Source organism: Streptomyces sp. SID1328 (assembly GCF_009865595.1).
GTDB lineage: Bacteria > Actinomycetota > Actinomycetes > Streptomycetales > Streptomycetaceae > Streptomyces > Streptomyces griseoluteus.
In genome coordinates, this window is sequence record NZ_WWKH01000885.1 from 1 (window position 1) to 14,547 (window position 14,547).

General features: G+C 69.5%; 11 protein-coding genes and 3 pseudogenes. 7 read left to right on the forward strand and 7 right to left on the reverse strand.

Going from position 1 to position 14,547, the window contains the following annotated elements; translation table 11 throughout:
- Positions 1 to 84 precede the first annotated feature (84 nt).
- Positions 85 to 594 (reverse strand): 2'-5' RNA ligase family protein, encoded by a 510-nt coding sequence (locus tag GT030_RS28515; protein ID WP_346009761.1) that lies wholly within the window; start codon positions 592 to 594, stop codon positions 85 to 87.
- A 383-nt stretch (positions 595 to 977) separates the two neighbouring features.
- Between GT030_RS28515 and GT030_RS28520 the strand changes: the two genes are divergently transcribed.
- Entirely contained in the window at positions 978 to 2,399 is a 1,422-nt protein-coding gene (locus tag GT030_RS28520) for a cytosine permease (protein ID WP_346009762.1), read from the forward strand.
- 251 nt (positions 2,400 to 2,650) lie between these two features.
- Here the strand turns inward: GT030_RS28520 and GT030_RS28525 are convergent, their stop codons facing one another.
- Entirely contained in the window at positions 2,651 to 3,391 is a 741-nt protein-coding gene (locus tag GT030_RS28525; RefSeq protein WP_161203552.1) for an SDR family oxidoreductase, read from the reverse strand.
- Between the two features lie 94 nt (positions 3,392 to 3,485).
- On the opposite strand from GT030_RS28525, the gene GT030_RS28530 reads away from it, so the two are divergent.
- Positions 3,486 to 4,073 carry a TetR/AcrR family transcriptional regulator gene (locus GT030_RS28530; RefSeq protein WP_161203553.1) on the forward strand — a complete coding sequence of 196 codons (588 nt, stop codon included), beginning with the start codon at positions 3,486 to 3,488 and terminating at the stop codon, positions 4,071 to 4,073.
- A gap of 375 nt (positions 4,074 to 4,448) precedes the next feature.
- Here GT030_RS28530 and GT030_RS35880 read toward each other — a convergent pair whose 3' ends face one another.
- From GT030_RS35880 to GT030_RS28550, 3 genes and pseudogenes are all read right to left on the reverse strand, one after another.
- Entirely contained in the window at positions 4,449 to 5,210 is a 762-nt protein-coding gene (locus GT030_RS35880; RefSeq protein WP_202460673.1) for a hypothetical protein, read from the reverse strand.
- Positions 5,211 to 5,544: 334 nt separating this feature from the next.
- Positions 5,545 to 6,201, reverse strand: coding sequence for a zinc-dependent alcohol dehydrogenase family protein (locus GT030_RS35885; protein WP_237522868.1), 657 nt, complete (start codon positions 6,199 to 6,201; stop codon positions 5,545 to 5,547).
- A gap of 769 nt (positions 6,202 to 6,970) precedes the next feature.
- Positions 6,971 to 7,309: pseudogene (locus GT030_RS28550) on the reverse strand (fumarylacetoacetate hydrolase family protein); the annotation flags it as partial.
- A 638-nt stretch (positions 7,310 to 7,947) separates the two neighbouring features.
- Between GT030_RS28550 and GT030_RS28555 the strand changes: the two are divergent.
- The 5 genes and pseudogenes from GT030_RS28555 (at position 7,948) to GT030_RS28575 (ending at position 12,050) form a co-directional block, all read left to right on the forward strand.
- Positions 7,948 to 8,166, forward strand: coding sequence for a ferredoxin (locus GT030_RS28555; RefSeq protein WP_161203554.1), 219 nt, complete (start codon positions 7,948 to 7,950; stop codon positions 8,164 to 8,166).
- Positions 8,163 to 9,566, forward strand: coding sequence for an FAD/NAD(P)-binding oxidoreductase (locus GT030_RS28560; protein WP_161203555.1), 1,404 nt, complete (start codon positions 8,163 to 8,165; stop codon positions 9,564 to 9,566). Before GT030_RS28555 ends, GT030_RS28560 begins: the two co-directional genes overlap by 4 nt.
- A gap of 89 nt (positions 9,567 to 9,655) precedes the next feature.
- On the forward strand, positions 9,656 to 10,924 hold the full coding sequence (locus GT030_RS28565; protein WP_161203556.1) for a cytochrome P450: 1,269 nt from the start codon (positions 9,656 to 9,658) through the stop codon (positions 10,922 to 10,924).
- A gap of 21 nt (positions 10,925 to 10,945) precedes the next feature.
- A pseudogene (locus GT030_RS28570) lies at positions 10,946 to 11,501 on the forward strand (alcohol dehydrogenase catalytic domain-containing protein); the annotation flags it as partial.
- Positions 11,502 to 11,774: 273 nt separating this feature from the next.
- Complete coding sequence (locus GT030_RS28575; RefSeq protein ID WP_161203560.1) at positions 11,775 to 12,050, forward strand: hypothetical protein; 276 nt, start codon at positions 11,775 to 11,777, stop codon at positions 12,048 to 12,050.
- 546 nt (positions 12,051 to 12,596) lie between these two features.
- Here the strand turns inward: GT030_RS28575 and adh are convergent.
- Together adh and GT030_RS36820 are read right to left on the reverse strand one after the other, a co-directional pair.
- Positions 12,597 to 14,120, reverse strand: a complete 1,524-nt coding sequence (gene adh, locus GT030_RS28580) for an aldehyde dehydrogenase (protein ID WP_161203557.1) — start codon at positions 14,118 to 14,120, stop codon at positions 12,597 to 12,599.
- A 57-nt stretch (positions 14,121 to 14,177) separates the two neighbouring features.
- Positions 14,178 to 14,547: pseudogene (locus GT030_RS36820) on the reverse strand (transcriptional regulator); the annotation flags it as partial.

The window sequence follows — 14,547 nt, forward strand, 5'->3', positions numbered from 1 at the left end:
CGGTCCCGAGATCCACGAGTGCGGCGCCCGGCGACCGAGAGGGCACCCTCGGGTGGAGCCGGCCTGATCCGGAAGGAAGAGACCCTAGGTGAGCCGCTCCACGGTCCGCGGCCCGGTGTCGTAGCTCCGCGCCGCGGTGAACCGTCCCTCCCAGGGCTCGGACAGCTCGGCGGGCAGGAGTTCGGCAGGCCATGAGCCGGGTCCGGACCGCGTCCGGCCGAGGCTGAGGTGGGGCACCCAGTTCTCCGGCTCGAACAGCGGATTACCGGCCCCGGGCAGCAGCTCCCCTACGCGCCGTTGCAGGGCGGCCAGTCCGGCGTCGGCCGCAACACGCCAGGCCAGGACCGAAGTTCGCCCCTCGAAGCGAAGCGTCCCCTCCAGCCGCAGCGGCAGGGGAAGCACCGAGAGCGCCTCGGTGAGCGCAGGCCGCACGTCCCACGGCAGCTCGGACGCGGTGGTCAGTGTGAGGTGAGGCTGATTCGTCGCATGCCGGTGACCAGCCAGACTCGGCATCCCCAGCTCCGCGAGCCGCCCCCAAACCCGCCGCACCCGCGCCTCGGTCGCTTCGTCGGGCAGCAACTCCACTGTGCGCACAGGACCAGCGTAGGGCGCGAGCCGGACAAAACACTCCGGCGGCGTGACGCGTACTGCCGACCGCACGTGCCGCGCGGCGGTGACGACAAGTACTGAAAGGCGGGCATCTTGCCCTCAATTACGAAGCCACCCTGCGACCACCGAGGAATCCCGGCCCGCGCGGTCGCACGGAACCAGCAGGCCATCGCAGGTCGGCCCCCAGACGTGAGCCGACCACTGCCCGGCCAGCAGGGTATTGACAAATCATTCAGCGGATCAGAGTCTGCATGGCAATATGCAGGACGGGTGGGCGAGCACGCGGAGGGCAGACGATGACCGGGGCGGGTCGTACAGACCAGAGGGACGCGCACACCACGGATGGCCCCGGCCGAGCCGACGGCGTGATCGAGCGACATTCCATCGACGTGGTGCCCGACAGTGAACGACACGGTCGCGCGTTCAACCAGTTCACACTCTGGCTCGGTGCGAACCTCCAGATAACCGCCATCGTCACCGGCGCCCTCGCCGTCGTCTTCGGCGGCGACGTCGTCTGGTCGCTCGTGGGGCTGGTCGCCGGCAACCTGCTGGGCGGCGCCGTCATGGCGCTGCACTCCGCGCAGGGCCCGAGACTCGGACTGCCGCAGATGATCCAGTCGCGGGCACAGTTCGGCGTCCGGGGCGCCGCGGTGCCACTGCTCCTGGTCATCCTGATGTACGTCGGCTTCTTCGCGAGCGGCAGCGTGCTCGCCGGGCAGGCCACCGCTCGCCTCACCCATACCAACGACACCACGGGCATCATCGTCTTCGCCCTGCTCACCGCCGTCGTGGCCGCGATCGGCTACCGCGTCATCCACGTCGTGGGCCGAGTCGCGAGCGCCGTCTGCGCCGTCGCCTTCGTCTTCCTGGGCATCCGGCTGCTCGACCGCGTCGACGTGGGCGCGCTCCTCGGCGACGCCCACTTCTCCCTGCCGATGTTCCTGCTGGCCATGTCGCTGTCCGCGTCCTGGCAGCTCGCCTTCGGCCCGTACGTCGCCGACTACTCACGCTACCTGCCGCGCACGACCAGCGCCCGGGCGACGTTCTGGTGGACGCTGTCCGGCTCGGCGCTCGGCTCCCAGTGGTCCATGACGTTCGGCGTGCTGGTGGCGGCGAGCGCCGGGGAACGGTTCCTCGACGACCAGGTCGGTTACGTCGTCTCGCTCGGCGGTGCCGGCGCGGCCGCGTCGCTCCTGTACTTCGTCATCGCCCTGGGCAAGCTCACCATCAACGTCCTCAACACCTACGGCGGCTTCATCTCCATGGTCACGGGGATCAGCGGCTTCCGCGGACAACGGACCCTGTCGCCGCGCGGCCGGGCGGCGTACATTGCCGCGATCATGGTGGCGGGCACTGCGATGGCCCTGCTCGGCAAGGACAGCTTCCTTGTCTCGTTCAAGGACTTCCTGCTGTTCCTGCTGACCTTCTTCACCCCTTGGTCGGCGATCAACCTCGTCGACTACTACCTGATCTCCCGCGAGCGCTACGACATCCCCGCCTTCTTCGACGCCCACGGCCGCTACGGCGCCTGGCGCGCCAACGCCCTGATCGTCTACGCGATCGGGGTCCTGGCCCAACTCCCTTTCCTGGCAACGTCGTTCTACACCGGACCGCTCGTCGCACCGCTCGGCGGCGCGGACGTGTCCTGGATCGTCGGGCTTGCCGTGCCGGCCACGCTGTACTGGCTGCTGGCGAGGTCCGACAGCGCTGCCAAGGTCACCCCTCCGGCGCCGGAGGGCGCAGCTCCGAGCGGGGAGGTCGCCGCAGCCTCGCCGCCCGGTGATCGCTGATCACGTCGCGAAGAACCGGCGGGGCGATGCCGCCGATCAGCGGCTCAGCGAAGGGCGCTCGACGGGTGCGAACCCAGTTCGAGCGCCCTTTCGCGTGCTCGGGAAGAAGCCCAGCTTCTTCGGCCCGCCTTCCGCTGTCTGGCTCTGGTCCCGTACTCCTCCAGGGCCTGGTGGGCTTGGAGTTCATCGAACGGTTCGTCACTCCGCCTGTGCCAGGCGCTGTTGCTTCTGGCGACCAGGGACAGCAAGCGTCATGCCTGGACGGTGGGGCGCACGTTGATCTCGCCGATCTCCACGTCGTCGGGCTGCTCGATCGCGAAGGCCACCGCGCGGGCGACCGCCGCCGGAGGGATGCCCACCGCGTCCATGTTCTTGCGCGTCTGCTCGCGGATGTGCGGGTCCGCCATGGAGTCGGCGAGATCGGTGCGGACGTATCCCGGTGAGATGGCCGTCGTGCGCACCACCCCGTCGGTGGACTCCGTGCGCAGTCCCTCGTGGACGGTGCGCACCGCGTTCTTGGTCGCGGCGTAGACAGCCATCGAGGGGGACACGGTTAGGCCCGCCACGGAGACGATGCTGACCAGGTGGCCCGACCCTTGTTCGCGGAAGACGGGCAGCGCGGCAGCGACGCCGTGGAGCATGCCCCGGAGGTTGACATCGATCATGGCGGACCAGCCTTCGGTGTCGAGGGCGGCCAGCGGGCTGATCGGGGCGATACCGGCGTTGTTCACCAGCACATCCAGACGGCCGTATCGGTCGATGGTGCGGGAGACCAGACGCTGCAGGTCCTCCGCCTTGGTGACGTCGACGACGCACGTGGCAGCACGGCCCCCCTCCTCCTGTATGTCCTGCGCTATGGCGTCGATGCGCTCGCTGCGGCGCGCGGCGAGGACGACCGCGGCGCCACGCCGGGCGAGCAGACGGGCCGTGGCTTCGCCGATGCCGCCACTCGCTCCGGTGATGGCGACGATCTTGTCGTGAAGAGAGAGCACGGCTGCCTCCAAGTAAAGTGGACACGTGTCCGGTGCCTGCTGCACGCTACCGGACACGTGTCCACTTGTCAGGGCGGAACTTCGGGAGAGGCCCATGAACGCGCCAGCACGCCGTCCGGACGCGGAGCGGAACCGGACCCGCATCGTGGAGGCCGCCCGCGCAGCCCTCGCCGAGTCCCACCACGTCCACCTCAACGAGATCGCCAAACGCGCCGAGGTGGGACAGGGAACGCTCTACCGGAACTTTCCCAACCGCGAAGCGCTCCTCGCCGAGGTCTACCGGCGCGACGTCGAAGAACTCGTGACGGCCGCTTTTGCGCTGCTGGCGGAACACGAGCCCGTGGAAGCCTTGCGTCACTGGCTCGACCGGGTGATCGAGTACGCCGAGATCAAGCGCGGCGTCCTGGCAGCGCTCGAGCCGGCGGCGTGGCAGGACCTCGTCGCCCACAGCCAGAACCCCATCGAAGGCGCCCTCGCGCACCTGCTGGACGCCGGGAAAGCGGCCGGCTCCCTCCGCACGGACGTGGACGCCCAGGGGGTCCTCCTGCTCATCGCCTACCTCGGCCGACTGGACCGGGAGAAATGGCAATCCACGGCACGGCCCCTGATGAACGTCATCCTCGACGGCCTTCGCCGCCAGGACGCGGACCGGGGAAGGCAGCGATCACCGAGGACATCGTGAGCAGCACCCCGACATCACCAAATAGCTGAGGGACGGCATGACTCCGCCATCGAGCGGTGTCAGTGCTCATCGACACCTCGCGGCTCGGTGATCGACAAGTGCTGCCCAAACGCGTCGACAGGGGGTCCACTCCCGCCTACGAAGCCACCGGAGTGGCTCCCTGCCTTGGAGACCAACCGTCGGAGGTGGCACGGCGGCTGCGGGTGAGCTTGAAGTCGGCTTACCACTGGCATCAGTTGTGGCGGGTCGGTGGTCGTGAGCTCTGGCTTCCTGTGGCCCGAGCGGATCCCGCTGTCGGCTGTCCCCGCGCTGTCTGGAGAAACTGGCCGCGTACCTCGATAAGGGCCCGGACGCCCACGACTGGGTGGAGGACCACTACCGGCCGACCCGTCCGAGTCGCAGGTCTCGGTGGAGGAACCACGCCGTACCTGCGACGACTGCCCCGCAGACCGTGGGCACGAGCAACCACGGGAGGCCCGTCCACACGGCGGACAGACCCACGACGGCGCAGGTCGCCCCCGTGACGACGAGCAGCCATTTGCCGTACGGGCGCCAGGTGAAGAGTCCGGGGTCGCGCGGCCTGGCCAGATGCATCGCACCGAACATCAGCGCCCACGCTGCCAGCAGCCCCGCGAACGTGCCGACGGCGACTATCATCTGGGGCTCGTCGCGAGGCGCGTCGCTGGAATTCTGCCGGACGTCCCTCTCGGCAACCACCACGACGACGCCGCGCCACACGGTACCGGTGACCCGGTCTCCCCGCTGAAGCCCGCTCAGCACCGGCTCCGTGTCGCCTAACGGCACGACCATCCTCGGGAAGGGCTCCGGGCCGAGCAGGGTCGCCGTTGTCCTCTTGGTGCCGAGCGAGGTGTCTTCAACGGTGAAGGTGACCTCCCGCAGACAGTCCTCCGTCCTCGGTGTCACGGTGCGGGCGGGGCACGCCTCGGCCGCCTTGTACTCCCGGTACTGGGCGCGATCGCTGGGCAGCCAGCTGGTGAAGACGGAATGGCAGGTCAGTACGGCGGCCACGGACACAACGATCAGTCCCGCACCCGCCAGTAGGTTCCGGCCGGCCCTCGGCTGCTGCAGCGGCTGTCCGTCCGCCTCCCATGCGGTGCCGCTTCTCATCGTGGTCATCGCTCGTCTCCCGCCGTCCCCCTCCGAAAGGCCACCAGTCTTCTCCGGCCGCGATCAAGCAGGCAAGGAGACCGACCGGCAGTCGGAGGTCACTGGTCCTTGCCGTATCCGGGCAACGTGATCCTTGGACACTCTTGGGCTGGGCACAGGTCAAACGCAGCCTGGCCACCCTCGCCGTCGTCGCCCTGGACCGGCTCAAGGCCCTCGTGCGCAACCGACTCGAGCGGCTTCAGTACCGGCCCGACACCCTCGACGGCTTCATGGCCGGCCCCGGCCTGACCCTCGACACTCCAGCCTCCCCCCGACAAGCCGAAGTCAGTAACGGGACGGCTTCCTACCCATCACCCTCGTAACGGCCCTCGTCGAAGACGAACAGTGGCTTGGTGCCGTGTGCGGGTGCTTCGGCGAGCGCTACGGCTTCTGCGAAGGCTTCGAGCGGGAACGGCCGACCCAGGGGAATGCTCAGCACCCCATCGACGACGAGGTTTCGCACCCGGGCCAGCGCGTGCAGCGTGTCCTCCGAGGAGACGGTGCCAAACCAGCGGTTCAGCCAGAACCCACGGACTGTTTTGGTCTCGTAGATGACCGAGCGCGCCTGGAGCGGGATCGTCAGCGCCGCCGGGTCGGTCTGCCGGTGGGTGGAGAGCGCGCCGTAGACCACCAGCTCTCCTCCCGGAGCCAGTGCCTGCGACACTTCGGCGCCGACGGGGCCCGCGACGCAGTCGATGGCCTTCCGCACGCCGGCCGGTCCCGTGATCTCAGCGACGCGCTGCCTCAGGTCCTCGTCCTCCGTGCAGATGACCTCGTCTCCACCGAGCGCTTTGATCTCCTCGACAGCAGCACGTCGGCGCACCACATTGATCGTGCGAATCCCCAGATGCCGCGACAGCTGGATCACGAGCCGGCCCACGGTGGAGCCCGCGGCGGTCTGCAACAGCCATGCGCCCGGCTGCATGTCGAGTTCGTGCGTTACGAGGAGCAGCGCGGTCAATGGAATTGACGGCGAGTTGGCAGGCGCTGGAGTCGCTCAGCTGGTCGGGGACCGGCAGCAGCCTGTGTCTGTCGGCGACCAGGTATTCCTGCCAGGTGCCTGCCACTGGGGGCCCGGGTACGGCTGGGATAGCGGCGACCACCACGCGCTCACCGTTCCTCAGCCCGTCGGTTTGCGGGCCCAGGTCTGCGATACGGCCCACGCACTCCATGTTGCCCCCGACAGCGGGAAACTCCGGCGAGAAGCCGTAGCGGCCGCGCAGCACGTGCAGATCACTCGCGTGAACCGGGGTCGCCTTCACACGGATCAACGCCTGACCGGCGCCCGGCGTGGGAACGGGCCGGGATTCCAGCCGCAGGACATCGGTGGGCTCGCCGGCCGCTACGGCTACGAGCGCGCGCATGGACTGAGGCATGAGTGGCCCTTCGTCTCTCGGTCCGCGAGGAAGCCCGGCGACGTTCGAGGCAGAACGTTGCCGGGGTCGGCGCCCTGGCCGGTGCCGAGGCTCTGATCCGCATTTGACCCTTGACCGGCCCACCCGAGGTGATCACGCAAGTGCTCCGGGCTCACAGGTCTGCCGAGCCACGCATCCCGGACCCGCTCGCCGCAGTACGAGTCCGGACGGGAACCCGTCACTTCACGCTACGCCCGACTTCGGGAACGTTCTCGGCGGTGGACGCGGTCGGGGGGCAGCAGGACAGTGTCGGCGCGGCCACCGCGCACAGCCCCTGCGCGATGAAGGGCGGAGCGAGGTGGGCTGCGTCGCCCCGACGGTGCCGACCGGCAGAGGGGCGCCCATGACGAGGCCGAGTTCCACCTCGTAGTCGAGGAAGTGAACATGCGCTGGTCGGACGATCGTGTCATGGGGGCGGCTGACCGAGCCGGACGCCTTGCGGAAGAAGGTCGGCGGGATGTCACCGGTGAAGCCCGAATCGCGGGCGTGACTGCGGTAGTTGACCATATGGGCGACCACCCGGCACGGGGTGGTGACCGGAGGCAGCGCCACGAGGTCGGCGACCGGCGGCCCGCTGCCGGCGGAGGCGGCGGCCTCGCGGACCGTGTCCCGGTCCGCGAGCACCTCGGCGGTGGTGACCGCCTTGGTGGCCACGCAGGCGCAGGGGGGCATCGGGCACCAGGACAGAGCCCCTTCGTGGGAACGGGTTCCCTGCCATGCCCGCGGCGGCCTTCACCATGCCGGTCGCTACTAGCCGGCACCTCGCTCGAGATGCCGTCTAGTGCAAGCGGTAATAGGCTGCTTAAGCGTAGGCCGCAGTGAATGTCACGCCCTGTGCCGCTCTCGCACAGGCTTCCCGGGCCTCCCGGTCATAGGACCGGTCAAGCGAATGACGTGCGGGCACCGGTGAGAGAACGGAACCGGTAAGAGAGTTCCTTCACTCTTGCTGCGGTGACACCTGAAGAGGCCGCTGCGCCCCGCTCGGCGGGACCGGCCACGACCATCCACCTCGCGTCTCCTCTTACGGAACCGCGAAAGGCGATGGGGACGGAAGGTATGCCCATGCGATCACAGCCCGCTCGGTGCCTTGTCGCGTGGCCCGCTTCGGTCCTGCTGCTGACCGGTGCCGTGGCCGTCGGCAGCGCCTTCGCCAGGGAACACGCCGGCGCGCGACGACGTGCGTTCCATCGCGGGGCCGGGCCGCACGTCGCGGACGTCTGATCGGGTGAGAAGCGCCCCTGCCCTCGCATGACGCCAGACCAGTGGCGCCCCGCGGAGTGAAGGAGTCAGCCATGCGGATCGTCGTGGACCTGAATCGGTGCCAGGGATACGCACAGTGCGTGTATCTGGCGCACGAGGTCTTCAGGTTGAACGGCCAGGAGGCGCTCACATACGAGCCCAACCCCGATGACGAGCGGCGCCTGCACGTCGAGCGGGCGGCTGCGGCGTGCCCGGTGCAGGCGATCGTCATCGACCGCTTGGACGGGGCGGAGCGGGGCGAGGCGTCATGACCTTGCGAGCAACGGTCGCGGAACTGGTGCGTGAGTTCAGGGCCAGGGGCCGGATCGTCATCGTGGGTGCCTCCCTGGCCGGGCTGCGGGCGGCGGAAACCCTGCGTGAGGAGGGGTTCACGGGATCTCTGACCATCATCGGGGACGAGCCGTACGAGCCCTACGACCGTCCCCCGCTGTCCAAGCAGGTGCTCAAGGGCTGGGTGCCGGCCGATCACACCAAGTTGCCCCGTATGCGGGAAGTGGATGCGGACTGGCGGCTCGGGGTGGCCGCCACCGGTTTGGACCGGGTCACCAAGCAGGTGCGCCTGGCCGACGGGGAACAGGTGCCCTACGACCGGTTGCTCATCGCCACGGGCACCCGCGCGCGGCAGTGGCCCAATCCGGCCGAAGCGTCCCTGCACGGGGTGCACACGATCCGCTCGCGTGATGACGCGGAGCAGTTGCAGAAGGCGCTGGCCGAGCCGCCGTCGCGGGTGGTGGTCATCGGCGCCGGATTCATCGGCTCGGAAGTGGCCTCCGTCTGCCGGGAACTGGACATCCCGGTGACCGTCGTCGAGCGGGGTTCGGCGCCGCTGGTCGGCGCGCTCGGCGGGGTGATCGGGGAGATCGCCGCGCGGATGCACCGCGATCACGGCGTGGACCTGCGCTGCGGGCTGGGCGTGTCGTCACTGGAGGGCGACTCGAGCGGACATGTGCGGCGGGCGCATCTGTCCGACGGCACCACCGTCGACGCCGACGTGGTGGTGGCCTCCCTCGGGTCGATCCGCAACGTGGAATGGCTGGAGGGCTCGGGGCTGGCGGCCGGTTTCTGGGGCGTCGGGTGCGATGCCGGTGGCCGGGCCTTCGACATCAACGGTGTGGTCACCGACAGCGTCTACGTGGCGGGTGACGTGGCGCGTGCGCCGCATGTGCTGTACGAGTACCAGTTCCTGGCGATGGAGCACTGGGACAACGCCGTTTTCGGCGCCGAGGTCGCGGCGCACAACATGGTGAACCTGGAGCCCCACTACCGCCCGCATCTGCTGCTGCCCGGCTTCTGGTCCGGTCAGTTCGGCGTGAACATCAAGTCCGTCGGCGTACCGCCTTTCGGCGACGAGATCGTCTTCACCCAGGGGTCGGTCGAGGAGCGCCACTTCGCCGCCGCCTACGGTCGCCGGGGCCGCATCGTCGCCGCTGTCGCCTTCGACCACGGCAAGTGGCTGGAGTACTACGGGAAGCTGATCCAGCAATCCGGTCCGTTCCCGCCCCCGCCCCCGGGCTGGGACCAGCCGGCCGTCATGAAGCCGATGCCGGCCGAATTCCCGGATCCACGGGTCCCGACGGCCGTTCCCGACGTCGTCCTGACCGGCCATGACCCGAGCGAACGGACGGCGGAGTTCCGGCCGCGCCGTCACTGACGCGCTCGTCCGGGCGGCGGCCCCGCAGGTACGGCATCGACAGGGAGCCGTGGGCGTACAGCATCGACAGGAAGAAGGAGGGGAGCCTCGTGGCCGAGGAAAGCCCCTGGCAGCAGGCCCTTCGCTATGCCAACCGCGCCAACCCGTATCCGTTCTACGAGGAACTGCGCAAGCAACCGGTGGCGCGGCAGCAGGACGGCACCTATGTCGTCAGTACCTACCGGGAGATCGTCACGCTGCTGCACGACCCACGGGTGAGTTCGGATCCACGGAAGTGCCCTGTCCCGGCTGGGGCCCGGGCGGGGGGCCCGGAGGAACCGGCGGCCGAGCCGATCAGGGAAGCGCTGACCGAACCGAACATCATCACCTGCGATCCGCCCGAGCACGACCGGGACCGCCGGATGATGATGCCGCACTTCGCCGGCCCGCCCCACGCTCCTCACCTGATTTCCGACCTGGAGCCCGACATCCGGCGCATCGTCGGCGGCCTCCTGGACGCGATGAAGGGCAGGACCCGCATCGACGCCGTCGACGACTTCGCCTACCCCCTGCCGGTGACGGTGATCTGCAAGGTCCTCGGCGTGCCCCTGGAGGACGAGCCGCGCTTCCACCACTGGATCGAAACGGCCCTGGACGCCCTGGACTTCGGTCCGGAGGCCGCCTCCGAGGAGGTCCAGAGCCGGCAGGCCGGGGCGCGTGAGGCCGTGCGGGAGTTCGGGCAGTTCGCCGGTGAGCTGCTCGACCGGTACGCCCGGCAGCCCGGCCCGGGCATGCTCTCGGCGCTGGTGAACGAGGACGGCCAGGAGGGACGGATGTCCAAGGGCGTGCTCGTGAGCAACGCCCTGCTCCTGATCTTCGCGGGACACGAGACCACGGTCAACCTCATCGCCCACAGCGTGCTCACCCTGCTGCGTCACCCCGACGCGCTGGAGACGCTGCGCCGCCGGCCCGACCTGATCGTGCCCGGGGTGGAGGAACTGCTGCGATACGAGTCGTCGGTGCAGTTCTGGCACACCCGCTCCGCCCTGGAGGACATCGACATCGCCGGCACCACCATCCCGAAGGGGGCACCGATCTTCCTGGTGTACGGCTCGGCGAACCGCGATCCGGAACGGTTCACCGACCCCGACGAACTCGACCTCGAACGTCCCGACAACCAGCACCTCGGGTTCAGTCAGGGCATCCACTTCTGCTTCGGCGCTCCGCTCGCGCGGCTCGAGGTCCAGATCGCGGTCGGCGAGTTCCTCCGCCGGGTGGAGAACCCCCGGCTGGTCGAGGACCCGCCGCCGTACCGGCACAACCAGATCTTCCGCGGCCCGCGCCACGTCCTCGTCGACATCGACGGCGTCCGCGACTGACCGCGTGGGCGAAGGATCGCCATGCGCGCTCTTCAACTCGTCGCCTGGCGGCTGCCTCCCGAGCTGCGCGAGGTAGCGGTGCCCGAGCCGGGGCCGGGGGAGGTCCTCGTGAAGGTCGCCGGTGCCGGTGCCTGCCACTCCGACCTGCACCTCATGCAGGCACCCGAACCGCTGCCCGGCTTCACGAAACTGCCCCTCACCCTGGGCCACGAGAACGCGGGATGGGTGGAAGGGCTAGGACCGGGCGTCACCGGGTTCGAGCCCGGGACCCCGGTGATCGTCTACGGCTGCTGGGGCTGCGGCAGCTGCGCCAACTGCCGTCAGGGCCAGGAGAATTACTGCCAGCAGCGCGCCGGCCGGCCAGGGCCCGGGCCTCGGCGGCGGCCACGACGGCGGCATGGCCGAGTACCTGCTGGTCCCGGCGGCGCGCTACCTGATTCCGCTGGGTGTCCTCGATCCCCGCCGGGCCGCCCCGCTCACCGACGCGGGGCTGACCAGCTATCACGCTGTGAAGCGCTCGCTGCACCTGCTGGGGCCGGGCTCGACCGCGGTCGTGATCGGGGCCGGCGGCCTGGGCCAGACAGGACGGGTGGGGGAGAGGATGCGACGCTGGAGTGAGGGGCCCGCGAGTGGAGGTCCGAGTACGTCTCCTCCGGTCCGGGGCCCTCTCCTTCGGCCTGGCGACCATGTCCCGGTGCGGCTCCATGGACGCGACGCAGAACGGTGCGGTCAGTCTGTGAGGCCGTCGGCCGGGGCATCACTCACCGAGCGTCGCCAGGCGACCCAATCGCGTGGATCCGGCCCGCCGGGCCCAGGACCGCGCGACCACCCCGGAAGGCAGGTGCGTCCCATGCGCACGTCGACCCGTATCGCCGGTGCCCTCACCGGCTTGACCCTCATCCTCAGTGGTGCGGTTCTCGCCGCTCCCGCGGTCCGGGCGGACATCCCCGCCTGCACCCGGATGGCCGAACTGGCCGGTGCCACCGCTTCCGACTCCGTCACAGCGGCCTGCGGCCGTGGCGTGGTCGGGGACCTGCAGGGTTGTGTGACCGGGCTGACGGGGGCCGGAGTGGCGGGCGGCGCCGCGACCGGTGCCTGCCGGGCGGCGGCCCACGAACCGCGTTAGAGGACCCGCTGAGCCTCCGCAGATCCATCGATACAGGTGTCAACGGCATCCACGCGCAGCGACGGAGAAGGGACACGGGCCGGAGAACTCTTGATTGCAAGGCGGCCGAATTCCGCCCCAACCGCTGCCGCCGCGTCGTTGAGCTCGAACCCCGCCGCCGTCAGCCGCTGCGTCCAGGTCGCGGTGGCGATGCTTGGGCGGCTGTCCACCCGCCAGCCCTTAGCGCTTCCGCACCGAGGGCCCGCAGCCCCTCAGTGGACCGCCGATGCGCTCTAGGCGCCTATCTCGTCTCCTCAATGATCCTGCTTACGCAGGTCTGACACGTGCGGACCGGAGTCGACAGGAAGGCGCTGCACATGCCAGCACGGAGATCACTGACGGGACAGCCCTTAGCGGGGTCTTGGCCCGGAATTGTCCCGCAACTGCTGGTCGCAGCCTAGATATGGGGGGAGACGTCGGGAGTAAGGCTCCTTTCGACAGCTTAGGTGGGCGGTGAGAGGGGCGCCTGCTGGGCATCCGCCCTGGCCAGGCGCCCCTTTTCGGTGTCTAGAAGAAGCCCAGCTTCTTCGGCGAGTACGAGACCAGGAGGTTCTTCGTCTGCTGGTAGTGCTCCAGCATCATCTTGTGGTTCTCCCGGCCGATCCCGGACTGCTTGTAGCCGCCGAACGCCGCGTGGGCCGGGTAGGCGTGGTAGCAGTTGGTCCAGACGCGGCCGGCCTGGATCGTGCGGCCGGCGCGGTAGGCGGTGTTGATGTCGCGGGTCCAGACGCCCGCGCCGAGGCCGTACAGCGTGTCGTTGGCCAGCTTCATCGCGTCGTCGAAGTCGTCGAACGACGTCACCGAGACGACCGGGCCGAAGATCTCCTCCTGGAAGATCCGCATACGGTTGTCGCCCTCGAAGATGGTGGGCTGGACGTAGTACCCGCCCTTCAGCTCGCCGTCGTACTCGACGCGTTCGCCGCCGGTGAGCACCTTGGCGCCCTCCTGACGGCCGATGTCCAGGTAGGAGAGGATCTTCTCCAACTGGTCGTTGGACGCCTGGGCGCCGATCATCGTCTCGGTGTCGAGCGGGTGCCCCGGCTTGATCTGCTGGGTGCGGGCCACGGCCGCACCCAGGAAGTCGGTGTAGTGGCCGCTCTGGACGAGCGCTCGGGACGGACAGGTGCACACTTCGCCCTGGTTGAGCGCGAACATGGTGAAGCCCTCGAGCGCCTTGTCCCGGAAGTCGTCGTCGTGCGCCCACACATCGTCGAAGAAGATGTTGGGCGACTTGCCACCCAGCTCCAGGGTCACCGGCTTGATGTTCTCCGAGGCGTACTGCATGATCAGCCGCCCGGTCGTGGTCTCCCCGGTGAACGCCACCTTCGCCACCCGGGCACTGGAGGCCAGCGGCTTGCCCGCCTCCGCACCGAAACCGTTGACGATGTTGACCACGCCCGGCGGCAGCAGGTCGGCGATCAGGCTCATCCAGTAGTGGATGGACGCCGGGGTCTGCTCGGCGGGCTTGAGGACGACCGCGTTGCCCGCCGCGAGCGCGGGCGCCAGCTTCCAGGCCGCCATCAGGATCGGGAAGTTCCACGGGATGATCTGCGCGACGACCCCGAGCGGCTCATGGAAGTGGTACGCCACGGTGTCGTCGTCGATCTCGCCCAGCGACCCCTCCTGCGCGCGGATCGCCCCCGCGAAATAGCGGAAGTGGTCGATGGCCAGCGGGATGTCGGCGGCCAGCGTCTCGCGGACCGGCTTGCCGTTCTCCCAGGTCTCGGCCACCGCCAGCGACTCGAGGTTCGCCTCCATACGGTCGGCGATCTTCAGCAGGATGTCCGAGCGCTCTGTCACCGACGTACGGCCCCAGCCGGGCGCGGCCGCGTGCGCCGCGTCGAGTGCCCGCTCGACGTCCTCCGCGGTACCGCGCGCGATCTCGGTGAACGGCTGCCCGTTGACCGGCGACGGGTTCTCGAAGTACTGCCCACGCGCCGGCGGCACGTACTCGCCGCCGATGAAGTGGTCGTAGCGCGGCTGGTAGGAGACGATCGAGCCCTCGGAGCCGGGCGTCGCGTAACGGGTCATGCTGGTGTGCCTCCCGGTGCAGCGCTGCCCGCCTTTGGGCAGCTCCCGTCGTGCAGGCTAGACGGGCGGACGTTGCGAATATGTTGCACCGCTGGTCACCCAGGGTGTCTGACGCACATGAGGGCGTCGGCTCGGTACCCCCGGTACGGCCAGCTCGGCCTCCAGCGCCGCGATCCGCGCCCGCACCGGAGCGGTCGGCCGCACTGCCGCCAAGGCCCGCCAGACCATTAGGTCGTGCTCGCCCCACGGCGCGTGAGCCCAGTCCGCCAGCAGATCCGGGTCGCCCCGGGTGATCAGCGCCGTTCGCAGAGCCGCGGCGAGTCGGCGTCGCCACCCCACTACCGCCGGCGCCTGGGAGTTCGGCAGCAGCGGGCCGCGGTACGCCCGTAGGGCGGCCGTGAGCGCACCCGTCTCCAACTGCCGTTCG

What these genes read in the sequence shown, in the direction of transcription:
- GT030_RS28530 (WP_161203553.1), top strand. Translation starts at nt 3,486, where the DNA reads ATGAACGCGCCAGCACGCCGTCCGGACGCGGAGCGGAACCGGACCCGC.
- GT030_RS35880 (WP_202460673.1), bottom strand. Translation starts at nt 5,210, where the DNA reads ATGACCACGATGAGAAGCGGCACCGCATGGGAGGCGGACGGACAGCCG.
- GT030_RS28555 (WP_161203554.1), top strand. Translation starts at nt 7,948, where the DNA reads ATGCGGATCGTCGTGGACCTGAATCGGTGCCAGGGATACGCACAGTGC.
- GT030_RS28560 (WP_161203555.1), top strand. Translation starts at nt 8,163, where the DNA reads ATGACCTTGCGAGCAACGGTCGCGGAACTGGTGCGTGAGTTCAGGGCC.
- GT030_RS28575 (WP_161203560.1), top strand. Translation starts at nt 11,775, where the DNA reads ATGCGCACGTCGACCCGTATCGCCGGTGCCCTCACCGGCTTGACCCTC.
- adh (WP_161203557.1), bottom strand. Translation starts at nt 14,120, where the DNA reads ATGACCCGTTACGCGACGCCCGGCTCCGAGGGCTCGATCGTCTCCTAC.